The following is a 21,865-nucleotide window of genomic DNA, read 5'->3' on the forward strand; positions in this document are numbered from 1 at the left end:
CACTGGAGTCAGCGTCGTGCGCATCGATCTGCACACCCACTCCACCGCATCCGACGGCACCGACACCCCCGCCGAGCTGGTCCGCAACGCGGCCGCCGTCGGCCTGGACGTCGTCGCGCTGACCGACCACGACACCACCCGCGGCCACGCGGAGGCCGAGCGCGCCCTGGCCGGACTGGCGAACGCGCCGACCCTCGTCACCGGCGCCGAGCTCTCCTGCCGCCTCGACGGCACCGGCCTGCACATGCTGGCGTACCTCTTCGACCCCGAGGAGCCCGAGCTCGCCCGCGAGCGCGAGCTCGTCCGCGACGACCGGGTGCCACGCGCGAAGACGATGATCGGCAGGCTCCAGGAGCTCGGTGTGCCCGTGACCTGGGAGCGGGTCGCGCGGATCGCGGGCGACGGCTCGGTCGGCCGCCCGCACATCGCCGAGGCGCTCGTCGAGCTCGGCGTCGTGCCCACCGTCTCGGACGCCTTCACGCCCGAGTGGCTCGCCGACGGCGGCCGCGCCTACGCCGAGAAGCACGAGCTTGACCCCTTCGACGCGATCCGCCTGGTCAAGGCGGCGGGCGGCGTCACCGTCTTCGCGCACCCGGGCGCCGCAAAGCGCGGCAGCCTCGTCCCCGAGGCGGCGATAGCGGAACTGGCGGCGGCGGGCCTCGACGGCATCGAGGTCGACCACATGGACCACACGCCCGAGGTCCGCACCCGGCTGCGCGGCCTCGCGGGGGAGCTCGGCCTCCTGGTCACCGGCTCCAGCGACTACCACGGCAGCCGCAAGACGTGTGTGCTCGGGGAGTTCACCACCGACCCCGAGATCTACGGCGAGATCACGCGCCGGGCGACGGGAGCCTTCCCCGTGCCGGGCGCCGGCGGACACCCCGCCGCGTAACGGCCCGCCCTCCGCGCGGCCGCACCCCTTCACCGCACTTCCCCTTCACCGCACCACCGCTCCGTGGTGGCGGCCGTCGCGCCCCCGCGCCCGGTGCCGCCCCGGCGCGGCTCCTTCGTACGACTCTCTGCAAGGCCATCACTGTGTTCGACGTCGCCGTCTTCGGCTCCCTCTTCCTCACCCTGTTCGTGATCATGGACCCTCCGGGGATCACCCCGATCTTCCTCGGCCTCACCGCGGGCCGGCCCGCCAAGGTGCAGCAGCGGATGGCCTTCCAGGCCGTCTGCGTCGCCTTCGGCGTCATCGCGGTCTTCGGCGTCGTGGGCCACCAGATCCTCGACTACCTGCACGTCTCCGTGCCCGCGCTGATGATCGCGGGCGGGCTGCTGCTGCTCCTCATCGCGCTCGACCTGCTCACCGGCAAGACGGACGAGCCGAAGCAGACCAAGGACGTCAACGTGGCGCTGGTGCCGCTCGGCATGCCGCTGCTGGCCGGGCCCGGCGCGATCGTCTCGGTCATCCTGGCCGTCCAGGACGCCGACAGCGTCGGCACGCAGCTCTCGGTGTGGGCGGCGATCGTGGCCATGCACGTGGTGCTGTGGCTGGTGATGCGGTACTCGCTGCTGATCATCCGCGTCATCAAGGACGGCGGCGTGGTGCTCGTGACCCGGCTCGCGGGCATGATGCTCTCCGCCATCGCGGTGCAGCAGATCATCAACGGCGTGACGCAGGTGATCAGGGGCGGCTGAACCCGGCCCCGGACGCACGAAGGGCCCCCGTACGGATGTCGTACGGGGGCCCTGCGACGTCTGCGTTACGAGGCCGAGGTGTCGGCCGGGCGGATGTAGATGCGCTGGCCGATCGAGGCGGCCTGCTGCACGATCCGGTTGACGGAGGCGGCGTCCACGACGGTACTGTCCACGGCCGAGCCATCGACGTCGTCGAGTCGCATGATTTCGAAGCGCATAGGGCTTCTCCCTTCGTCTGGTCATCCTCCTGAAGGAGAACTGCTGTGTTCCTGATGGGTACAACGAGTTGCCCGGTGCAAACATTCCCTACGCTAAAGAAATTTTTCGAGAACCTAATTACTTGTGAGTAGCGAGAGCGGTTGTGTTCGCTGTGTGACCGGCGGGAGACTTGAGGACGACATGAACGACGCCGACATCAGTGCCCAGCTGGAGCGCACCAACGCGCTGCTCGAACGCGTCCTGGCCGAGGTGGCCAAGACCCCGTCGACCCACGCGATCTTCGTCGACGCCGGCTATCTGTACGCGGCCGCGGGCCGGCTCGCGGCGGGGACCGAGGACCGCCGCGCCTTCGACCTCGACGCGGAGGGCCTCATCGACGCCCTCATCGACAAGGCCCGCACGATCTTCGCGGACAGCCGGCTGCTCCGCGTCTACTGGTACGACGGGGCCAGGCGCCGCATCCACACCACCGAGCAGCAGTCGATCGCCGAGCTGCCCGACGTCAAGGTCAGGCTCGGCAACCTCAACGCCAACAACCAGCAGAAGGGCGTCGACTCCCTGATCCGCAGCGATCTGGAGTCCCTGGCGCGGCACCGCGCCATCAGCGACGCCGCGCTCATCGGCGGGGACGAGGACCTGGTCTCGGCGGTCGAGGCCGCGCAGGGGTACGGCGCGCGCGTCCACCTGTGGGGCATCGAGGCGCCCGACGGCCGCAACCAGGCCGAGCCGCTGCTGTGGGAGGTCGACAGCCAGCGCACCTTCGACCTCGACTTCTTCAAGCCGTACGTCACACGGCGCACCGCCACCGCGTACGAGGGGGGCGCGACCGCCGTGGCGCACCGGCCCAGCCGCGAGGACGTCCGCTTCGTCGGGGCGCAGATCGCCGCGCAATGGCTCGCGGCACGGGGCCGGGAGTCGCTGGTGGGGCTGCTGCCCGGCCACCCGTATCTGCCCGGATCCGTGGATCAGGACCTCCTGGTCGAGGCCGAGCGGCTGCTCCAGTACTCGCTGCGCGGCCAGGCCGACCTGCGCAGGGCGCTGCGGGACGGGTTCTGGGACCACTTGCAGGCCCAGTACTAGGCGTACCGCCGCACCAGGAATATCGGCGGTCCCGCACGTCTTCTGCACTCCTGGAAGATCATCGGGAGACCGTCAGGGGCTCCCGCCGTGAGTCGTACGCAGAGGAGCCCGCACCATGACGACATCCCCCGACGGTGAGACGCTCGACGGCCGGACGGTCGTCCTGATCGGCGGAGGCTCGGGCATCGGGCTGCGGGTGGCCCACCGGGCCGTCGCCGCGGGCGCGCGCGTCGTCCTCGGCGGACGTTCCGAGCGGCGCCTCGCCGACGCGGCGGGCCGACTGGGCGAGGCCGTCGCGACCTGGCGGACCGTCGACGTCACCGACGACGCCTCGCTGGCGTCGTTCTTCGACGGCATCGACCGCGTGGACCACCTGTTCACCTCGGCCGGCACCTACCGCGTCGGGCCTTTGCGGGAATTGAGCGCGCAGGACGCGGCGAGCCCCTTCACGTCCAAGTTCTGGGGCCAGTACCACGCGGTGCGGCACGCGGCGCCGAAACTGTCGTCCGACGCGTCGGTGGTGCTGATGGCGGGCGCCGCCGGCGCGCGCCCGCCGGGCCCCGCTCCCGCCTACGCGGCCTGCAACGCGGCGCTCGAAGGGCTCGGGCGCGGACTCGCCGTGGAACTCGCGCCGGTCCGCGTCAACGTCGTCTCACCCGGGACCATCGACGGCAACCTCTGGGCGGGGCGGCCCGCGGCGGACCGGGAGGCGGCGTTCGCGCAGTACCGCAGGGACACCGTGCTGCACCGGCTGGGCAGCGAGGACGAGGTGGCGCACGCCGTGCTGTTCCTGTTCACGAACGGATACACCACCGGCTCGACCCTCTACCCCGACGGCGGCTACACCCTGCGCTGACACCGGACGGCCGGGCCGCGGCGCCGCGGGGACTCAGTGGCGGTTCCAGAAGGCGATCAGGGCGGCCGCCGTCTCGGCGGGGCGGTCGGTGTTGGGGGAGTGCTCGGCGCCGCGGATCACCGTGCGGTGGGCGGCCAGGCGCTCCGCCATCTCGTCCAGGAGCGGCACGGCCCAGGTGTCGTCGCGCTCACCCGAGATCACGTGCTTGGGCAGCGGCAGGGCGGCCAGCTCGGCCACGCGGTCGGGTTCCGTGGAGAGCTGTCCGCCGGTGGCGATGAGCTGGGCGGGGTTGTGCAGCAGCCAGCGGGCGCGCAGGGCGTTGGTCTCGCCGGCCTCGGCCCCCGTGGCCCGCGCGTCCTCGGCGTCCTGCGGGGGCGGCGGCTCCATGGCCTGCATCGCCTGCCACACCTCGTCCATCGACAGCGTCGCGAGGGCGTCCGCCAGCATCTTGGCGCGGGCCCGCTGGGCGGGAGCGACCGCGGCGGGGCCCGAGGACATGAGGGTGAGGGTGGAGAAGGGGCCGGGGTCGAGGAGGACCGCGGCGCGGGCGATCTGCCCGCCGAGGGAGTGGCCGAGGAGGTGGAGGCGGGGGGCCGGTGCCCCCTGTGCCGTCGTCTCGGCCTCGGTCAGGGCCGCCGCCTGGGCCAGCACGTCTTGGGCCAACTCCGCCTGGGCGTAAGCAGATTGTTCGTCCGGGCCCGGAGTCTCGTACTGGCCGCGGCCGTCCACGGACACCGCGCGGTACCCCGCGTCGGCCAGCGGTTCCAGGAGGGCGATGAAGTCCTCCTTGCTGCCCGTGAAGCCGGGGACCAGAAGAACGGTTCCCCGGCGCGGGACACCGGCCCCGGGGACCGCGTCGAGGACGGCGAAGCCCCCCCGGGCGGTACCGAGGGCGTACGCACGCGCGCACGGGGGCGGGACGAAGGTCGGCGGCCTGCTCATGAGCCGAGGCTAACGGGTCGCCGCATGTCACGACGGCGGGGGAGCCGCGTGCGGGGGCGGCGGGCTCGGTGCGGATGCGCGAAGGCCCGCCCCCCGGTGGCGGGCTCGGCCCGCTAACGGGTCGCCGTATGTCACGACGCTGGGGGAGCCACGCGCGGGGCGGCGGGCTCGGCGCGGACGCGCGAAGGCCCGCCCCCGGTAGGGACGGGCCTTCGGTACGGCGGGCCGGCGAGCGTCAGCTCTCCGGGGCCTCCGCGCATTCGGCCCGCTAACGGGTCGCCGCACGTCACGATGCCGGGGGAGCCGCCCGCAAAGGCAGGGGGCTCGGTGTGGACGGGCGCAGGCCCGCTCCTGGTGGCGGGTTCGGCCCGTTAACGGGTCGCCGTATGTCACGGCGCCGGGGTAGCCGCCCGTAGGGGCAGTCGGCTCGGTGTGGATGCGCGAAGGCCCGCCCCTGGTGGGGGCGGGCCTTCGGTACGGCGGGCCGGCGAGCGTCAGCTCTCCGGGGCCTCCGCGGGCTCGGTCTTCTTGCGCGTGCGGCGACGCGGCGCCGTGGCGGGCGCCTCCGTCCCGGCGGCCTCGGCCGGGGCGGCCGCGGCCTTGCGCGTACGACGACGGGGCTTGGCCTCGTCCGTCGCCTGCGCCGGGATGGTCGCCTCCTCAACGGTGTCGACGGCCTTGGCGGCGGTCTTGCGGGTGCGGCGCTTGGGCTTGTCGGCCTCGGCGTCGGGTGCGGTGACCTCCGGGGTGGCGGCGTCGGTGACCTGCTCGGCGACCTTGCGGGTGCGGCGGCGCGGCTTGGTGGTCGCGGCCTCCTGCTCGGTCTCCGGCGTCGTCTCTGCCTGCGGGGCCTCGGTGGTGTCGAGGGCCTTGGCGGCGGTCTTGCGCGTGCGGCGCTTGGGCTTGTCGGCCTCGGCGTCGGGGGCGGTGACCTCCGGGATCGCTGCCTCGGCGACCTTCTCCGCCGCCTTGCTGGTACGGCGGCGCGGCTTGGTGACCGTGGCCTCGGCCTCCGGGGCCTCGGCGGCCTTGGCGGCGGTCTTGCGGGTGCGGCGCTTGGGCTTGTCGGCCTCGGCGTCGGGTGCGGTGACCTCCGGGACCGCTGCCTCGGCGACCTTCTCCGCCGCCTTGCGGGTGCGGCGCTTCGGCTTCTCGGCGGTCTCGACCGGCTCCGGGGTGCCCTCAGCCGTGGCGACCGCGGTCTCCGCCGTCTTGCGGGTGCGGCGGCGCGGCTTGGTGACCGTGGCCTCCGCCTCGGGGGCGGCAGCCTCGGTGGCCTCGGGGGCGGCGGCCTCGGCCACCTTCTCCGCGGTCTTGCGGGTGCGGCGGCGCGGCTTCGTGACCGTGGCCTCAGCCTCCGTCTCCTCGACCGCGGGGGCGGCCGCGGGTGCGGGGATCTCGGCCTGGACGATCGTCGTGCCCTCGGCCGTGGCCTGGGCCTCCGACGCCGAACCGGCACGCGTCCGCCGGCGGCGGCGCGGGGTGCGCGGCTCGGTCGCCTCGACGGCGGCCGGGGCGGCCTCGGCCACCGGAGCGGCGGCCTCGGCCACCGGAGCGGCGGCCTCGGTCACCGGAGTGGCCGGAGCCGTCGTCGCGGCGTCGAGCGGGCTGCCGGCCCGGGTACGGCGGCGACGACGCGGCGTACGCGCCGGACGCTCGCGCTCCGCGGCGGCGGGACCACCGCGGTCCTGGTTCCGGTCGCGGTCCCGGTCACGGTCGCGGTCCTGGCCGCGCCCGCCGGAGCGGCCGCCACGGCCGCGTCCACCGGTCTCGCCGAGGTCCTCGATCTCCTCCGCGCCCAGACCCGCACGGGTCCGCTCGCCGCGCGGCAGGACACCCTTGGTGCCCGCGGGGATGTTCAGCTCCTCGTAGAGGTGCGGGGAGCTGGAGTACGTCTCCACCGGGTCGTTGAAGCCCAGGTCGAGCGCCTTGTTGATCAGCTGCCAGCGCGGGATGTCGTCCCAGTCGACCAGCGTGATCGCGATGCCCTTGGCGCCCGCGCGGCCGGTGCGGCCGATGCGGTGCAGGTAGGTCTTCTCGTCCTCGGGGGACTGGTAGTTGATGACGTGCGTCACGCCGCCGACGTCGATGCCGCGCGCGGCGACGTCGGTGCAGACGAGCACGTCCACCTTGCCGTTGCGGAACGCGCGCAGCGCCTGCTCGCGGGCGCCCTGGCCGAGGTCGCCGTGGACGGCGCCCGAGGCGAAGCCGCGCTTCTCCAGCTGCTCCGCGATGTCGGCGGCGGTCCGCTTCGTCCGGCAGAAGATCATCGCGAGCCCGCGGCCCTCGGCCTGCAGGATGCGCGAGACCATCTCGGGCTTGTCCATGTTGTGCGCGCGATACACGTGCTGCTTGGTGTTCGCGACGGTCTGGCCCTCGTCGTCCGGCGCGGTGGCGCGGATGTGCGTGGGCTGCGACATGTAGCGGCGGGCGAGGCCGATGACGGCGCCCGGCATGGTCGCCGAGAACAGCATCGTCTGGCGCTTCGCCGGAAGCATGTTGATGATCTTCTCGACGTCGGGCAGGAAGCCCAGGTCGAGCATCTCGTCGGCCTCGTCGAGGACCAGGCACTTGACGTGCTTGAGGTCGAGCTTGCGCTGGCCGGCGAGGTCCAGGAGACGGCCCGGGGTGCCGACGACGATGTCGATGCCCTTCTTGAGGGCCTCGACCTGCGGCTCGTAGGCCCGGCCGCCGTATATGGCGAGGACGCGGACGTTGCGCGCCTTGCCGGCGGTCAGGAGGTCGTTCGTCACCTGCTGGCAGAGCTCGCGGGTGGGGACGACGATGAGGGCCTGCGGTGCCTCGGTGAGCTGCTCGGGCGTGGCACGCCCGGCCTCGACGTCGGCGGGGACGACCACGCGCTCCAGGAGCGGGAGGCCGAAGCCGAGCGTCTTGCCGGTGCCGGTCTTGGCCTGGCCGATGACGTCCGCGCCCGAGAGGGCGACGGGGAGCGTCATCTCCTGGATGGGGAAGGGATTGATGATGCCGACGGCTTCAAGGGCTTCGGCTGTCTCGGGAAGGATCCCGAGCTCTCGGAAAGTCGTAGTCAGGGCTATGCCTCTTCTGTGAGACGCGGCGTGAGGCGAACGCATGGGGGTCGTGACCGTGCCACTACCGCCGGCTGCTTGGGGGGCGGGCCGGGGGCGCGGGACCACTGCCTGCGCTCGAGCGCTCTTACCGCTGAGGTTCCCTCCTCGTGCCGTACGCAGCTGCGCGTACCGCCCGGAGGGCTGTCGGGTCGGAGCCGATCGGGCCACCGACCGGGCATCCTCATTCGTACGGCCCGACGAATATTCGGCGGGTGCATTACCACTCTACCCCGGAATCTCGCATGCGTGTCCGGCGAATACGTCACATGGTCGTCGTCACACTCACTGACCAGGGCCTTACGCGCTCCGGCAAGCGGGCTATTGTGCGCTTCATGGAGACGCCTGACACCTCTGCCGAATCCGCCCCCGAACCCACCGGAGTCGCCGCCCAGGACTGGGCGAAGGCTTCCGCCGAGCCCGAGTACCGCGCCGCCGTCGTGGACCTCCTCGGCGCGCTCGCCTATGGGGAGCTCGCGGCCTTCGAGCGCCTCGCGGAGGACGCGAAGCTGGCGCCGACGCTCGGCGACAAGGCGGAGCTGGCGAAGATGGCGTCGGCCGAGTTCCACCACTTCGAGCAGCTCAGGGACCGGCTCTCGGCGATCGGCGCGGACCCGACCGCGGCGATGGAGCCGTTCGTCGCGGCCCTGGACGGCTTCCACCGCCAGACCGCGCCGTCCGACTGGCTGGAGGGCCTGGTCAAGGCGTATGTGGGCGACTCGATCGCCAGTGACTTCTACCGCGAGGTCGCGGCCCGCCTTGACGGCGACACCCGCGCCCTGGTCCTCGGCGTGCTCGACGACACCGGGCACGCGAGCTTCGCCGTGGAGAAGGTGCGCGCCGCGATCGAGGCGGACCCGCGCGTGGGCGGCCGGCTCGCGCTCTGGGCGCGGCGTCTGATGGGCGAGGCCCTCTCGCAGTCGCAGCGCGTGGTCGCGGACCGGGACGCGCTGTCGACGATGCTGGTCGGGGGCGTGGCCGACGGTTTCGACCTGGCCGAGGTCGGCCGGATGTTCTCGCGGATCACCGAGGCGCACACGAAGCGGATGGCGGCGCTGGGCCTGGCGGCTTAGCGGGGCGGTTTGGTCGGGCCTTCTGGTCGGGCTGTCTGGCGGGGCTGTCTGGTGGGCGGTTTGGGCGGACGGCCGAGCTGGGCTGTCTGGTGGGCGGTTTCGGCCGGGCGGCCGGGGGCAGGACGGCCGGGTTCCGGGGGTTCTCCGTCGGGGTTCGGCTCGGGTTCGGTCCGGTTCCAGCCCGGGTTTCCGTCGGGGTTCGCCTCGGGTTCGGCTCGCATCCGGTCCGGTCCGGTTCCAGCCCGGATTCCGTCGGGGTTCGGCTCGGGTTCGGCTCGTATGCGGTCTGGTTCCAGCCCGGATTCCGTCCGGGATCTGTACGGGGTCCGGGCGGGATGTGGCCCGAGTCCGTTCGGAAGCTGTACGGGGTCCGGTCGCGGGATCTGGCCCGGGTCCGTTTGGAATCCGTACGGGGTCCGGAAGCCGGGGGTCGGCCCTGAGTCGGTCGCCTGGAGTTCCGCGCGCCCCCCGAGGACCCGCGGGCACGCGCCGCGCGGTCCCGGCCCCGTGTGCGGGGCCTACGCCGTCGCCGAGCGGTGCAGTCTGCCGCGGGTCGGGCGGATCAGCAGCGACAGCAGAGCGGCCGAGACGGCCATCGCTCCCAGGAGTGTCGCGGGTGTGTGGCCGGAGCCGAGCGCCATGTGCGTGATGAAGGCGCCGATGAGTGCGCCCGCGGGGCCCGTCGACAGGACGAGGCTGCGCGCGGGCAGCCGGTGGCCGAGGCGGTGCGCGGTGGCCCAGGCCAGGGCGAGGCCGAGCAGTGTGGAGCCGAGTGCTTCCAGAATCACGGTGGTGCCCTCCCTTGCGGCCAGGTGCAAATCGGTCGTAGCCGGTGTACCCCAGGCGGCCGGAATGCAACCCTCCATGAACGGCCGGACCCCACCGTCTTGCGCCCCACTCCGCGGAATCCCGCGCCGGGCCACGAACCCCCGTACCGGGCCGCGGAACCCCGTGCGGCACCGCGGAACCCCGTACGACGCAGCGGAACGGCCCGGTGGTTTCGTACCACCGGGCCGTTCCGTCACGCTCCATCCACAGCGTCCTACAGGGCGCTGAAGCCCACCTTGCGCGTCGTTGGCTCGCCGAGCTCGACGTACGCGAGGCGGTCGGCCGGAACCAGGACCTTGCGGCCGTGGTCGTCCACGAGGCTCAGCAGCGGCGACTTGCCGGTCAGCGCCTCGGACACCGCGTGCTCGACTTCCTCGGCGCTCTGGCCGCTCTCCAGCACGATCTCGCGGGGCGCGTACTGCACGCCGATCTTGACCTCCACGGCTTTGTCCCTCCGACGGTCAGTCTGTGCGCGGCCGTCCGCGCCGTACCCAGCACACATTAGCCCGGTGAGGGGACGGGGACGGCCGCGGCCGTGCACGCCGGTAGCGAACACGGAGCGGGAACAGGGGCGCGAGGGGTCAGTGACCCTCGATGCCGTGCAGCGGGAACCCCGCGATGCCGCGCCAGGCGAGCGAGGTGATCAGCTCCACCGCCTTCGCGCGCGGCACCGTGCTGCCGCTGGCCAGCCAGTACCGGGCCACCACCTGGGAGTACCCGCCGAGGCCCACGGCGAGGAGCATCGCCTCGTCCCTGGGCAGGCCGGTGTCCTCCGCGATGACCTCGCAGATCGCCTCCGCGCACTGGAGCGTGACGCGGTCGACCCGCTCGCGCACCGCCGACTCGTTCGTCAGGTCGGACTCGAAGACCAGGCGGAAGGCGCCGCCCTCGTTCTCGACGTACGCGAAATAGGCGTCCATCGTCGCGGCGACGCGGAGCTTGTTGTCCGTGGTGGACGCCAGAGCCGTGCGCACCGACTGCAGCAGCGACTCGCAGTGCTGGTCGAGCAGGGCCAGGTAGAGGTCGAGCTTGCCCGGGAAGTGCTGGTAGAGCACCGGCTTGCTGACGCCGGCGCGCTCGGCGATGTCGTCCATCGCCGCCGCGTGGTAACCCTGCGCGACGAATACTTCCTGTGCCGCCCCGAGGAGCTGGTTGCGTCGGGCACGGCGCGGCAGCCGTGTGCCCCGCGGGCGCGCCGCCTCTGTCTGCTCGATGGCTGTCACGCCGCCTCCCAAATCGTCCGATGTGCGGTGAGCGCCGCGCCGCCATCGTACTTTTCGGTAACTGCGATGTGCGCGGTGCGAGCGCAGAATTTCACGGACTGGACGTCCGCAGAAGTGCTGCGCGGCGGTGCGTAGCAGGGCAAACACGGTCAGGACCGCGCCGTGCCCTCTCGCCGTCGCCGGGCCGGACAGGGCCTAGCGGTAGTCGTCCTCGTCGAGGGTGACGACGCGGGCCTGTTCGGCGAGGTCGGCCTCGCTCGCGACGCTGGGGTCGGCCCCTTCCAGGGGTTCGTCCCTGCTGGGGGCGAGGTCCGTGTGCTGCTCGGCCGCGTCCGCCTCCGGGGCCTCGACGTCCGGTTCGGCCTCGGTGGCTTCCACCTCGAAGGTGTCCGGATCGGTGGGGTCGACACTCATGTATTGGCTCTCTTCCCTTGCGGTACTCGGTTGCCCTGGTGGTAGCGAGTGCCCCCTGCGCCCTCTTTCCATGACTCTTTTCGTCGGCTGTTTCGAGCGTAGAAGAGACGCGGACGAGGCGCTACGCGATCCGTGTGCGGTCTGTGACGCCGAACACGTGAACTACCGCGTGATCGTCTCGTAACATTGCCGCATGTCTTCGACCGATCTGCCGAACCTGCTGGCCACCGCAGCCGCGCCCAAGCCGGGTGCCGTGGCGGTCGCGGAGGGGGAGCGGCTCGACTCGGTCGGTCTGCCCGGGCTCTCGCTGACGGTGCGTTCCAGGCCCTCCGTCCGCCCTGGACTGCCGCCCGCGCTGTTCGTGCACGGGCTCGGCGGCTCCTCGCAGAACTGGTCGGCCCTGATGCCGCATCTGGAGGACGTCGTCGACTGCGAGGCGCTGGACCTGCCCGGCTTCGGGGACTCCCCGCCGCCGGACGACGGGGACTACTCCGTCACCGGACACGCCCGCGCGGTGATCCGCTACCTCGACGCGCGCGACCGCGGCCCGGTCCACCTCGTCGGGAACTCGCTGGGCGGCGCCATCACGACCCGCGTCGCCGCGGTCCGCCCCGACCTCGTCCGGACGCTGACGCTGGTCTCGCCCGCCCTGCCCGAGCTGCGGGTTCAGCGCACGGCGGTGCCGACCGGGCTGCTCGCGGTGCCGGGCGTCGTCTCCCTCTTCACGCGGCTCACCAGGGAGTGGACGCCGGAGCAGCGGGTGCGCGGCGTGATGGGGCTCTGTTACGGCGACCCGGCCAAGGTGACGCCGGAAGGGTTCAGCGCGGCGGTGCGGGAGATGGAGCGCAGGCTCCAGCTCCCCTACTTCTGGGACGCGATGGCCCGCTCGGCGCGCGGCATCGTGAACGCGTACACGCTGGGCGGTCAGCACGGGCTCTGGCGGCAGGCCGAGCGCGTGCTCGCGCCGACCCTGCTCGTGTACGGCGGGCGCGATCTGCTCGTCTCGTTCCGCATGGCCCGCAGGGCCGCCGCGGCGTTCCGCGATTCCCGCCTCCTGACGCTGCCCGACGCGGGGCACGTCGCGATGATGGAGTACCCCGAGACGGTGGCCACGGCCTTCCGTGAACTCCTGGTCGACACGGGCGAGTCCGAGGACGCGCTCCGGCGCGACCCGCACACGGGTTCGGGGAGCTGAGGCGGGGCGTGGGACGTCACAGCCGCCGGGATCCGGCCGACACGAGTGACCACAACAGCACCTCGGGGGTACCGAAGTCGCGCGCGGCGGCCCCGCAGCCCGGTCCCGTGCCCGGCACAGGGCGGCGCAGGCGGTCCGCCGAGGCGGACGGCACACCGGCGCAGGGCACGCCCGCTCATGGGACGCCCGCTCACGGCACACCGGCTCACGGGACGCCCGTGAACGGCACGCCGGCCCACGGCACGCCCCGGCCGACCCCGCCCCACGGCGTACCGCAGGTGCGGGGCGGGCATCCGGAGCAGCGCGAGTCCGGCGGCGGCTGGGGAGAGGCCCCCGGGACCGGCGCCGACACGGGTGCCGGAAGCGGTGCCGACACCGGCGGCCGTCCCCGGATCGGGCGGCGCGGGCGCGGCGTGCCAGGACCCCGTCAGGAGTACGTGGCCGCCTTCCCCGACGACCTCCCCGAGGGCTTCACCCCGGCCGCGCCCCTGCCCGATGGGTGCGAGCCCGCCGAGCCGCACCCGGGCGCCCAGCCCCCGCCTCCCCGCGACCCGTACGCCTCCGTCACCGACTGGGGCGACGCCGAGGCCCAACTCGGCGACCGGGACGGCGACTTCATCGACGGTGAGGGCCCCGGCGGCAAGAAGGGCGGGCGGGGGCGCCGCACCCTCGTCGGTGTCGCGGCCGCCGCCGTGACCACGCTCCTCGCGGTCGTCGTGGCGGGGCAGGTCGCGGGCGGCGCGAAAGGCTCCGGTACGGGCACGAAGGCGGCGCCCGGCGGCCCGCGCGACACCAAGGACCCGGCCTCCCGCTCGGACCGCCGTCCCACGCCCGCGGAGGCGGCGGCCCCGGAGACGTACGACCAGAAGATGGGCAAGAAGGTCCCGCTGGACCCGAAGCTGAAGGCGTCCGGCGACTTCGAGGCGATGCCGGGGTTCGAGAAGGCGCCCGGCAAGGGACAGCTGTTCCGCTACCGCGTCGACGTCGAGAAGGGGCTCGGCCTCGACGGGAAGCTCTTCGCGCAGGCCGTGCAGAAAACCCTGAACGACGACCGGAGTTGGGCCCACGACGGAGCCCGTACCTTCGAGCGGATCTCGTCCGGGCGCCCCGATTTCGTCGTCACGCTGGCGAGTCCCGGGACGACCGCCGCCTGGTGCGCCAAATCCGGTCTGGACACCACCCAGGACAATGTGTCGTGCGATTCCGCGGCGACGGACCGCGTGATGATCAACGCCTATCGGTGGGCGCAGGGCGCCAAGACCTACGGCGACGCCATTCACCCGTACCGTCAGATGCTCATCAATCACGAGGTCGGGCACCGGCTCGGGCACAATCACACGGACTGCACGAAGAGCGGACAGCTCGCTCCCGTCATGCAGCAGCAGACGAAATTCCTCGAGCACGACGGCATCAAATGCAAGGCCAACCCCTGGGTGTTCCCGAAGAGTTGAGCCGGGCGGCCCGTCCGGGGCCGGTCGCCGCTTTGACATCGGGCAAAACGTCGTACATATTTTCACGCATGTCGAACCGTCACGCCTCGTCGAGCGCCGCCCTTGAGCTGGCGCTGTTCGGCGTGACCGCGCTCTGCGTGGCCGACATCCACTGTTGCTGACGCCCGCCCCGGCGAATGCGTCGCTTCTTCCCGGCTGTACTCGTATCGGTGTGCCCGTAGCCGTTCCCGGCTGCCCGTGACCGCATCCCAGCCGTTTTCCGCTGCCTCCGTGCCGCGTTCTCACGCCTTCTCCGGGGCGAGCTCCGCTCGGTATCCGCTCCCTTTTCCGATGAATCCGCTGCCCTCTTTCCGCAGCGCCCCCGAGAGGTCTCTTTCCGATGCGTCAATCGCCCGTCATGGTCCGCCGCTTGGCAGCGGTATCCGTCAGCCTGGTCCTGGCCTCGGGCGCCGTCGCCTGCGCCGGCCCCAAGGGTGGCGGCACCGGCTCCGGCACCGGCGGCGGGGGGACGCCGGCCGAGGGCGGCACGCTCACCGTCCTCAACCGCGCCCCGCAGACCGACTTCGACCCCGCCCGGCTCTACACCTCCGGCGGCGGCAACGTGCCGAGCCTCGTCTTCCGCACCCTGACCACCCGCAACCGCGAGAACGGCGCCAAGGGCGCCGAGGTCGTGCCGGACCTCGCCACCGATCTGGGCAGGCCGAGCAGGAACGCCACGGTGTGGACGTACACCCTGAAGAAGGGCGTCAAGTACGAGGACGGCTCGCCGATCACCTCGGCCGACGTGAAGTACGGCATCGAGCGGTCCTTCGCCGCCGAACTCAGCGGCGGGGCGCCCTACTTGAGGGACTGGCTCGTCGGTGGCGCCACGTACCAGGGCCCGTACAAGGACAAGAGCGGCAAGGGGCTCGCTTCCATCGAGACGCCCGACGCGCGCACCATCGTCTTTCATCTGAACAAGCCCGAGGGCGAGTTCCCCTACCTGGCGACGCAGACGCAGTTCACGCCCGTGCCGAAGGCCAAGGACAAGGGCACCAAGTACGAGGAGCACCCCCTCTCGTCCGGCCCGTACAAGGTCGTCAGGAACGAGAACGACGGCGAGCGGCTCCGCCTGGAGCGCAACCCGCACTGGTCCGCGAAGACCGACCCGGAGCGCAAGGCCTACCCGGACATCATCGACGTACGCTCCGGACTCGACGCGTCCGTCATCAACCAGCGGCTCGCCGCGGGCCGGGGCGCCGATGCCGCCGCCGTCACCACCGACACCAACCTCGGCCCGGCCGAGCTCGCCAAGGTCACCGGCGACAAGGAACTGGCCTCGCACGTCGGCACCGGACACTTCGGCTACACCAACTACCTCGCCTTCAACCCGAAGGTGAAGCCGTTCGACGACCCCAAGGTGCGCCAGGCCGTCGCCTACGCCGTGGACCGCTCCTCGGTCGTCAACGCCGCCGGCGGCTCCTCGCTCGCCGAACCCGCCACCACCTACCTGCCGAACCAGAAGTCCTTCGGATACACGAAGTACGACCACTTCCCGGCGGGCCCGAACGGCGACCCGAAGAAGGCCAGGGAGCTCTTGAAGAAGGCCGGGTACAAGAACGGGCCGACCATCACGCTCACCCACTCCAACGCCAAGGGCCTCGAGACCGGCCCCGAGATCGCCACCGCGATCCAGGACGCCCTCAAGAAGGCCGGGTTCACCGTCGAGCTGCGGGGCCTCGAAGAGAACGACTACAACGAAAAGACCCACAGCGCCAAGGACGAGCCCGGCCTCTTCCTCGCCCACTGGGGCGCCGACTGGCCCTCCGGCGGCCCCTTCCTCGCCCCGATCTTCGACGGCCGGCAGATCGTGAAGGACGGCTCCAACTTCAACTCCGCCTTGCTCGACGACAGTTCGGTCAACCACGAGATCGACGAGATCAACAAGCTGACCGACCTCAAGGCCGCCGCCAAGCGGTGGGGCGCGCTCGACGAGAAGATCGGCCGGCGGGCGCTCACCGTGCCGCTCTTCCACCCGGTCTACAAGCGCCTGTACGGCAAGGACGTCACCAACGTCGTCATCAGCGACTGGACCGGTGTCCTCGACGTCTCCCAGGTCGCGGTGAAGTCGTCGTGACCGCCCGCTCCGTCTTCTGGGGGCGGCTGCGCGCACAGCGCGCCGCCCTCGCGGCGGCCGGCGTCGTCGCCCTGCTCGTCGTCGTGGCGCTCGCGGCGCCGCTGCTCACCGCCCTGGAGGGGCAGGACCCCACCACGTACCACCCCGACCTCGTCGACTCGGCGCGCGGCGGCGTCCCGACCGGCCCGCTCGGCGGGATCAGCGGCGAGCACTGGCTCGGCGTCGAGCCGCAGACCGGCCGGGACCTCTTCGCGCGCCTGGTGTACGGGGCGCGGGTCTCGCTCGGCGTCGCGCTCGCCGCCACCGTCGTGCAGCTGGTCATCGGGGTCGCCGTCGGCGTCGCCGCCGGGTTCGGCGGCCGCTGGGCGGACCAGGTCCTCAGCAGGGCCACCGACGTGTTCGTGGCGCTGCCGCTGATGGTCTTCGCGCTCGCGCTGATGGCCGTGGTGCCGGACGGCTTCCCCCGGCCCGTCCTCGTCGCCCTCGTCATCGGCCTCATCGCCTGGGGCGGCGTCGCCAGGATCGTGCGCGCGCAGACCGTCACGCTCAAGGAGCTCGACCACGTGGCCGCGGCCCGGCTCAGCGGCTGGGGCGGCGTACAGATCGCCCGACGCGAACTGCTGCCCGCGCTCGCCGCGCCCGTCATCACCTACGCCGCGCTGCTCGTCCCCGGCAACATCACCGCCGAGGCGGCGCTGTCCTTCCTCGGGGTGGGCGTCAAGCCCCCCACCCCGTCCTGGGGACAGATGCTCACGGCCGCGGACGTCTGGTACCAGGCCGCCCCGCAGTACCTGCTGTTCCCGGCCGGCGCGCTGTTCGTGACCGTCCTGGCGCTCACCGTCCTCGGCGACGGCGTGCGCACCACACTCGACCCGCGGACCGCCTCGCGGCTGAAGATCGGCACGGGCCGCAAGCGGGAGGCCGCCGCATGACCGGCTTCCTCGCGCGGCGCGTCGTGGGCGCCGCGGTCACCCTCCTGATCATCTCCGTGATCGTCTACGCGGTGTTCTACGCCGCGCCCGGCGACGTCGCCCAGATCACCTGCGGACCGCGCTGCTCGCCCGCCCAAGTGCACCAGGTCGCCGCGCAGTTGCGGCTCGACGACCCGCTGTACGTCCGCTACTGGGACTTCCTGCAGGGCCTGGTCGTCGGCCGCGACCACTCCACCGGCACGGGCACCGAACACTGCGGCGCGCCCTGCCTCGGCATCTCCTACCAGAGCGACCAGCAGGTCACCGCGCTGATCCTGGCGAAGCTGCCGGTCACCGGGTCGCTCGCCCTCGGCGCCATGGTGCTGTGGCTGCTCCTCGGCGTCGGCACCGGAGTGCTCGCCGCCTGGCGGCGCGGCCGGCTCGGCGAGCGCGTGCTGACCGCCGTGACGCTCGCGGGCACCGCCACGCCCGTCTTCGTCATCGGTCTGCTCCTCATGATCGTCGTCTGCGGTCAGCTCCAGTGGCTGCCCTTCCCGCAGTACGTGCCCTTCGCCGACGACCCGACGCAGTGGGCGTGGAACCTGCTCCTGCCCTGGCTCTCGCTCGCGCTGATCGAGGCCGCCAAGTACGCGCGGCTGACCCGCTCCTCGATGCTGGAGACGCTCGCCGACGACCACGTGCGCACCTTCCGCGCGTACGGGGTGGGGGAGCGGACGATCATCGGGAGGCACGCGCTGCGGGGTGCCGTCGCGCCGGTCATCGCCCTGACCGCCAACGACTTCGGGTCGATGTTCGGGGGTGCCGTGCTCACCGAGACGCTGTTCGGGCTGCCCGGCCTCGGCCGCGAACTCGTCCACGCCGTCAAGGTCGTCGACCTGCCGGTGGTCGTCGGGATGGTCATGGTCACCGGCTTCTTCGTGGTGCTCGCCAACGCCGTCGCGGACTTCCTGTACGCGGCGGCCGACCGAAGGGTGGTGCTGTCGTGACGCTCGTCCAAGTCGACGATCTGACCGTCGAGTTCGGGTCCGGGAAGGATGCCGTCCATGCCGTCGACGGCATCTCCTTCACCCTGGAGAAGGGCGGCGCGCTCGCCCTCGTCGGTGAGTCCGGCTCCGGAAAGTCCACCGTGGCGTCCGCGCTGCTCGGCCTGCACCGGGGCACGGGAGCGCGCGTCGGCGGATCGGTGCTGGTCGACGGCGTCGACGTACAGCGGGCCTGTGAGGCCGAACTGCGGCGGCTGCGCGGCGGGACGGCCGCGATGGTCTTCCAGGACCCGCTCTCCTCCCTCGACCCGTACTACGCGGTGGGCGACCAGATCGCCGAGGTGTACCGCGTGCACACGGCGGCGTCCCGGCGGGCGGCACGCGCGCGTGCCGTGGCGGTGCTCGACCGGGTCGGCATCCCCGACGCCGCGCGCCGCTCCCGCTCGCGTCCGCACGAGTTCAGCGGCGGCATGCGGCAACGCGCCCTCATCGCCATGGCGCTGGCCTGCGAGCCCGCGCTGCTCGTCGCCGACGAACCGACCACCGCGCTCGACGTCACCGTCCAGGCCCAGATCCTCGACCTGCTGCACACGCTGCGCGATGAGACGGGCATGGGGCTGCTCCTGGTCACCCACGACGTGGGCGTCGCCGCCGAGAGCGTCGACGAGGTGCTGGTCATGCGGAACGGGCGCGCGGTGGAGCGCGGGGCGGTGCGAGAAGTGCTCGGCGCGCCGGGGAGGGCGTATACCCGGCAGCTCCTGAAGGCCGTACCGCGCGTGGACGCGCCGCTGCTCCGGGAGGCGGGGGGAGGCGGTGAGGTCGTGCTCGAAGCCACCGGCCTGCGCCGGGAGTTCGGGCGCGGCCGGCGCGCGGTCACCGCCGTCGACGACGTCTCGCTCACCGTCCGCCGCGGGGAGACCCTCGGCATCGTGGGCGAGAGCGGCAGCGGCAAGACCACGCTCGGCCGCATGCTGGTGGGCCTCCTGGAGCCGACCGCGGGACGACTGCGGCACGCGGGCGCGCAGACGCCCGGCGGGCGGGTGGTGCCCGGGGTGCAGATGGTGTTCCAGGACCCCGTCTCCTCGCTCAATCCGCGGCGCTCCGTCGGCGAGTCCATCGCCGACCCGCTGCGGGCGCGGGGCGAGAGCGACTCCCTCGTACGGGGGCGGGTGCGCGAACTCCTGGGGCGCGTGGGGCTCGAACCGGCGCACTACGACCGCTACCCGCACGAGTTCAGCGGCGGACAGCGCCAGCGCGTGGGCATCGCGCGGGCGCTCGCGGCAGAGCCCCGGCTCATCGTCTGCGACGAGCCGGTCTCCGCCCTCGACGTGACGACGCAGGCCCAGGTGACGGCGCTGCTCGCGGAGTTGCAGCGCGAGCTCGGCCTCGCGCTGGTCTTCATCGCGCACGACCTCGCGGTGGTCCGGCAGGTCAGCGACCGTGTCGCGGTGATGCGCCGGGGCCGGATCGTCGAGGAGGGCCCGGTCGCCGAGGTCTACGGGACGCCCCGGGACCCCTACACCAGGCGGCTCCTCGCGGCGGTTCCCGCGCTCGACCCGGAGGCGGCGGCCAGGCGCCGCGACGCCCGCAAGGAGCTGGAAGCGGCCTGAGAAACCGGCGGCGGCACGCGGACGCCATGGCTCCAGAGGTGGCCGCAGCCTGACTCTCCGTGGCGAAATGGGGCGTCCGAGGCGTTATAGCGCGACAGAACGCCACCGGCCCGGGAAAGTTACTGCCGTTCACCCCTTCTGGTGGCGCGATGGACAACCGTCCGTCGCGCCACCCGCATGACCGCATACGTTCGTCCCGCTGCGAGCCGTCGGACCAACGGCGGCTCCCCAGACGGGAGATCGGGGGTGCGCTCGTGCGCGTCGGACTGCTTACGGAGGGTGGCTACCCGTATGTGGACGGTGAGGCCAGGCTCTGGTGCGACCGGCTCGTGCGCGGGCTCGGGCAGCACGAGTTCGACGTCTACGCCCTCAGCCGCAGCGAGTGCCAGGAGGCCCGGGGCTGGGTCGAACTGCCGCCCCAGATCGGCCGGGTGCGGACCGCGCCGCTGTGGACCGTCGACGACGACGCGCTCTGTGCCGCCGGGCCCCGGGGCGGGCGCGGACGGCGGGCCCGGCGCCGGTTCGCCGAGTGCTTCGGGGAGCTGGCGGACGCGGTGTGCCGGGGTGGTTCCGGCGCCGTGGACGGCGGGTCGCCGGACGGCCGCGCCGACGTGGCGGACCGTTTCAGCAGCGCCCTGTACGGGCTCGCCGAACTCGCCCGCGACGAGGGCGGACTGGTCGGCGCGCTGCGCTCCGAGTCCGCCGTCCGCGCACTGGAACGCGCCTGCCGCGCGCCCGGCGCACTGCGGGCCGCGCACGCCGCCCGCGTGCCCGACCTGCTCGCCGCCGTGGGCCTGATCGAGCGGGCGCTGCGGCCGCTCTCCCTCGACTGGTACGGCTCCGACGGGCTCGGCGCCGTCGACCTGTGCCACGCCACCTCCGGCGGCCCCGCGGCGCTGCCCGGACTGCTCGCCGGACACTTCGCCGGAGTACCGCTGCTCGTGACCGAGTACGGGGTCCAGCTGCGGGCGCACTACCTCGCCGCGGGCGAGCTGGACCTGAGCGCGCCGGCGCGGGCGCTGCTCGCCTCCTTCCACGGCCTCCTCACCGCCGAGGTCTACCGCAGGGCCGCCCTCATCACCCCCGGCAACACCCACGTCCGGCGCTGGCAGGAGCGGTGCGGCGCCGACCGCGCCAAGCTCCGCACGGTCTACCCCGGCATGGAGGCCGGCCGCTTCGCTGAGATAGGCGAGGGGGACGAGGCACCCGACGGCGACCCCGGCACCCTCCTCTGGGTCGGCCGCATCGAGCCGGCCAAGGACCTGATCTCCCTGCTCCACGCCTTCGCGGAGATCCGCGCGGACGTGCCCGGCGCCCGCCTGCGGATCGTCGGGGCGCCCGCCGAGGGGCCCGAGGCCCGCGCGTACCTCGCGCACTGCCGGGCCCTCGCCGCGCAGCTCTTCCCCGACGAGGCGAAGGGCGCACACGCCGTCGGCGACAACCCCGTCTCCTTCGAGGAGATCGGCGGCCCCGACGTGCCCGACCTCGTCGACGCCTATGCCTGTGGGAGCGTCGTCGTCCTCTCCAGCGTCGTCGAGGGCTTCCCGATCAGCCTGGTCGAGGCCATGTTCTGCGGACGCGCGACCGTCTCGACCGACGTCGGTGCCGTGGTCGAGGTCATCGGCGGCACCGGGCTCGTCGTGCCGCCGCGCAATCCGCGGGCGCTCGCGGAGGCGTGCGTGGCGCTCCTGCGCGACCCCGGCCGGCGCGCACGCCTGGGCGCGGCGGCCCGGGCGCGCGCCCTCGAACTCTTCACCGTCGAGCAGAACGTCGCGGCTTTCCGGAGCATTTATCTGGAGATCGTCTCGCACTGTCCCGTGCGCAGGGACGCCGTGGACGAGACGGGCGAGCCGGTGCCCTTCGCCCACCCGGCCGAGGCGTATCTCCCCGGCCGCTGGGCGGTGGCCGTGGGCCCCGTGCCGTCCGGGGCGGAGCCGGGGGCCGAGGGCGCCGGAGTGCCGAGCTGGGCCGTGACGGACGAGGCCGCGGCGGACGAGGCCCTGACGGAGGAAGAGGGGGCCACCGTATGAAGCGGCGGCAGGAGACGCTCGGCACGGCAGACGCGCCGCACGCTCCACGGGGCGCCGAGGGCTGGGACACCCGCTCCGAGGAACTGCTCGCGGAGACGGCGCTTACGCCGGGGGGTGAGGGGCGTGCGGTTCGGGTGGAGCAGGGGGAGCGGGCGGAGTGGCCGGAGCCGGTGGGGGTGCCCGGTG

At 72.9% G+C, this 21,865-nt stretch carries 20 protein-coding genes; 13 read left to right on the forward strand and 7 right to left on the reverse strand.

The window, feature by feature from the left end; all coding sequences use genetic code 11:
• The first annotated feature begins 16 nt into the window (after positions 1-16).
• Positions 17-892 (forward strand): PHP domain-containing protein, encoded by an 876-nt coding sequence (locus ACZ7DY_RS08410; RefSeq protein ID WP_471131653.1) that lies wholly within the window; start codon positions 17-19, stop codon positions 890-892.
• A 143-nt stretch (positions 893-1,035) separates the two neighbouring features.
• A complete protein-coding gene (locus ACZ7DY_RS08415) occupies positions 1,036-1,641 on the forward strand; it encodes a MarC family protein (RefSeq protein ID WP_471131656.1) in 606 nt (201 codons plus the stop codon).
• 65 nt (positions 1,642-1,706) lie between these two features.
• Here ACZ7DY_RS08415 and ACZ7DY_RS08420 read toward each other — a convergent pair whose 3' ends face one another.
• The gene (locus tag ACZ7DY_RS08420; protein ID WP_467670991.1) at positions 1,707-1,859 is read right to left on the reverse strand and encodes a hypothetical protein; all 153 of its coding nucleotides are present in this window, start codon (positions 1,857-1,859) and stop codon (positions 1,707-1,709) included.
• Between the two features lie 181 nt (positions 1,860-2,040).
• On the opposite strand from ACZ7DY_RS08420, the gene ACZ7DY_RS08425 reads away from it, so the two are divergent.
• On the forward strand, positions 2,041-2,940 hold the full coding sequence (locus ACZ7DY_RS08425; protein WP_471131658.1) for an NYN domain-containing protein: 900 nt from the start codon (positions 2,041-2,043) through the stop codon (positions 2,938-2,940).
• A 115-nt stretch (positions 2,941-3,055) separates the two neighbouring features.
• Positions 3,056-3,796 (forward strand): SDR family oxidoreductase, encoded by a 741-nt coding sequence (locus ACZ7DY_RS08430; protein WP_471131660.1) that lies wholly within the window; start codon positions 3,056-3,058, stop codon positions 3,794-3,796.
• A 33-nt stretch (positions 3,797-3,829) separates the two neighbouring features.
• On the opposite strand, the gene ACZ7DY_RS08435 is transcribed toward ACZ7DY_RS08430, so the two are convergent.
• Both ACZ7DY_RS08435 and ACZ7DY_RS08440 read right to left on the reverse strand, forming a co-directional pair.
• Positions 3,830-4,738, reverse strand: a complete 909-nt coding sequence (locus ACZ7DY_RS08435) for an alpha/beta fold hydrolase (protein WP_471131663.1) — start codon at positions 4,736-4,738, stop codon at positions 3,830-3,832.
• Between the two features lie 494 nt (positions 4,739-5,232).
• Entirely contained in the window at positions 5,233-7,695 is a 2,463-nt protein-coding gene (locus ACZ7DY_RS08440) for a DEAD/DEAH box helicase (protein ID WP_471131666.1), read from the reverse strand.
• A gap of 464 nt (positions 7,696-8,159) precedes the next feature.
• On the opposite strand from ACZ7DY_RS08440, the gene ACZ7DY_RS08445 reads away from it, so the two are divergent.
• Entirely contained in the window at positions 8,160-8,897 is a 738-nt protein-coding gene (locus ACZ7DY_RS08445) for a ferritin-like fold-containing protein (RefSeq protein ID WP_471131669.1), read from the forward strand.
• Between the two features lie 518 nt (positions 8,898-9,415).
• On the opposite strand, the gene ACZ7DY_RS08450 is transcribed toward ACZ7DY_RS08445, so the two are convergent.
• The 4 genes from ACZ7DY_RS08450 to ACZ7DY_RS08465 all read right to left on the reverse strand — a co-directional run bounded on the left by ACZ7DY_RS08450 (position 9,416) and on the right by ACZ7DY_RS08465 (position 11,362).
• Positions 9,416-9,685 (reverse strand): hypothetical protein, encoded by a 270-nt coding sequence (locus tag ACZ7DY_RS08450; protein WP_471131672.1) that lies wholly within the window; start codon positions 9,683-9,685, stop codon positions 9,416-9,418.
• Between the two features lie 254 nt (positions 9,686-9,939).
• Positions 9,940-10,167 (reverse strand): DUF3107 domain-containing protein, encoded by a 228-nt coding sequence (locus ACZ7DY_RS08455; protein WP_362999486.1) that lies wholly within the window; start codon positions 10,165-10,167, stop codon positions 9,940-9,942.
• 139 nt (positions 10,168-10,306) lie between these two features.
• On the reverse strand, positions 10,307-10,948 hold the full coding sequence (locus ACZ7DY_RS08460) for a TetR/AcrR family transcriptional regulator (protein WP_471131676.1): 642 nt from the start codon (positions 10,946-10,948) through the stop codon (positions 10,307-10,309).
• Between the two features lie 195 nt (positions 10,949-11,143).
• Positions 11,144-11,362 carry a hypothetical protein gene (locus ACZ7DY_RS08465; RefSeq protein ID WP_471131678.1) on the reverse strand — a complete coding sequence of 73 codons (219 nt, stop codon included), beginning with the start codon at positions 11,360-11,362 and terminating at the stop codon, positions 11,144-11,146.
• Between the two features lie 193 nt (positions 11,363-11,555).
• On the opposite strand from ACZ7DY_RS08465, the gene ACZ7DY_RS08470 reads away from it, so the two are divergent.
• The 8 genes from ACZ7DY_RS08470 to ACZ7DY_RS08505 all read left to right on the forward strand — a co-directional run bounded on the left by ACZ7DY_RS08470 (position 11,556) and on the right by ACZ7DY_RS08505 (position 21,679).
• Positions 11,556-12,557 (forward strand): alpha/beta fold hydrolase, encoded by a 1,002-nt coding sequence (locus tag ACZ7DY_RS08470; RefSeq protein ID WP_471131681.1) that lies wholly within the window; start codon positions 11,556-11,558, stop codon positions 12,555-12,557.
• An 8-nt stretch (positions 12,558-12,565) separates the two neighbouring features.
• Positions 12,566-14,008, forward strand: coding sequence for a DUF3152 domain-containing protein (locus tag ACZ7DY_RS08475; RefSeq protein WP_471131684.1), 1,443 nt, complete (start codon positions 12,566-12,568; stop codon positions 14,006-14,008).
• Between the two features lie 68 nt (positions 14,009-14,076).
• Complete coding sequence (locus ACZ7DY_RS08480; protein ID WP_471131686.1) at positions 14,077-14,169, forward strand: Ms4533A family Cys-rich leader peptide; 93 nt, start codon at positions 14,077-14,079, stop codon at positions 14,167-14,169.
• 218 nt (positions 14,170-14,387) lie between these two features.
• Positions 14,388-16,124 (forward strand): ABC transporter substrate-binding protein, encoded by a 1,737-nt coding sequence (locus tag ACZ7DY_RS08485; protein WP_471131689.1) that lies wholly within the window; start codon positions 14,388-14,390, stop codon positions 16,122-16,124.
• Positions 16,121-17,056 (forward strand): ABC transporter permease, encoded by a 936-nt coding sequence (locus ACZ7DY_RS08490; protein ID WP_471131692.1) that lies wholly within the window; start codon positions 16,121-16,123, stop codon positions 17,054-17,056. Before ACZ7DY_RS08485 ends, ACZ7DY_RS08490 begins: the two co-directional genes overlap by 4 nt.
• Positions 17,053-18,042, forward strand: coding sequence for an ABC transporter permease (locus tag ACZ7DY_RS08495; RefSeq protein WP_471131694.1), 990 nt, complete (start codon positions 17,053-17,055; stop codon positions 18,040-18,042). Before ACZ7DY_RS08490 ends, ACZ7DY_RS08495 begins: the two co-directional genes overlap by 4 nt.
• Positions 18,039-19,649 (forward strand): dipeptide ABC transporter ATP-binding protein, encoded by a 1,611-nt coding sequence (locus tag ACZ7DY_RS08500; RefSeq protein ID WP_471131696.1) that lies wholly within the window; start codon positions 18,039-18,041, stop codon positions 19,647-19,649. The genes ACZ7DY_RS08495 and ACZ7DY_RS08500 overlap by 4 nt, the downstream gene beginning before the upstream one ends.
• A 254-nt stretch (positions 19,650-19,903) precedes the next feature.
• A complete protein-coding gene (locus ACZ7DY_RS08505) occupies positions 19,904-21,679 on the forward strand; it encodes a DUF3492 domain-containing protein (protein WP_471131699.1) in 1,776 nt (591 codons plus the stop codon).
• The last annotated feature ends 186 nt before the right edge of the window (positions 21,680-21,865 follow it).

The organism is Streptomyces sp. NPDC037013, from assembly GCF_055607265.1.

Coding starts and splice junctions, on each gene's coding strand:
- ACZ7DY_RS08485 (WP_471131689.1), top strand. CDS start 14,388: ATGCGTCAATCGCCCGTCATGGTCCGCCGCTTGGCAGCGGTATCCGTC.
- ACZ7DY_RS08425 (WP_471131658.1), top strand. CDS start 2,041: ATGAACGACGCCGACATCAGTGCCCAGCTGGAGCGCACCAACGCGCTG.
- ACZ7DY_RS08435 (WP_471131663.1), bottom strand. CDS start 4,738: ATGAGCAGGCCGCCGACCTTCGTCCCGCCCCCGTGCGCGCGTGCGTAC.
- ACZ7DY_RS08440 (WP_471131666.1), bottom strand. CDS start 7,695: ATGACGCTCCCCGTCGCCCTCTCGGGCGCGGACGTCATCGGCCAGGCC.
- ACZ7DY_RS08445 (WP_471131669.1), top strand. CDS start 8,160: ATGGAGACGCCTGACACCTCTGCCGAATCCGCCCCCGAACCCACCGGA.
- ACZ7DY_RS08420 (WP_467670991.1), bottom strand. CDS start 1,859: ATGCGCTTCGAAATCATGCGACTCGACGACGTCGATGGCTCGGCCGTG.
- ACZ7DY_RS08430 (WP_471131660.1), top strand. CDS start 3,056: ATGACGACATCCCCCGACGGTGAGACGCTCGACGGCCGGACGGTCGTC.
- ACZ7DY_RS08495 (WP_471131694.1), top strand. CDS start 17,053: ATGACCGGCTTCCTCGCGCGGCGCGTCGTGGGCGCCGCGGTCACCCTC.
- ACZ7DY_RS08465 (WP_471131678.1), bottom strand. CDS start 11,362: ATGAGTGTCGACCCCACCGATCCGGACACCTTCGAGGTGGAAGCCACC.
- ACZ7DY_RS08480 (WP_471131686.1), top strand. CDS start 14,077: ATGTCGAACCGTCACGCCTCGTCGAGCGCCGCCCTTGAGCTGGCGCTG.
- ACZ7DY_RS08470 (WP_471131681.1), top strand. CDS start 11,556: ATGTCTTCGACCGATCTGCCGAACCTGCTGGCCACCGCAGCCGCGCCC.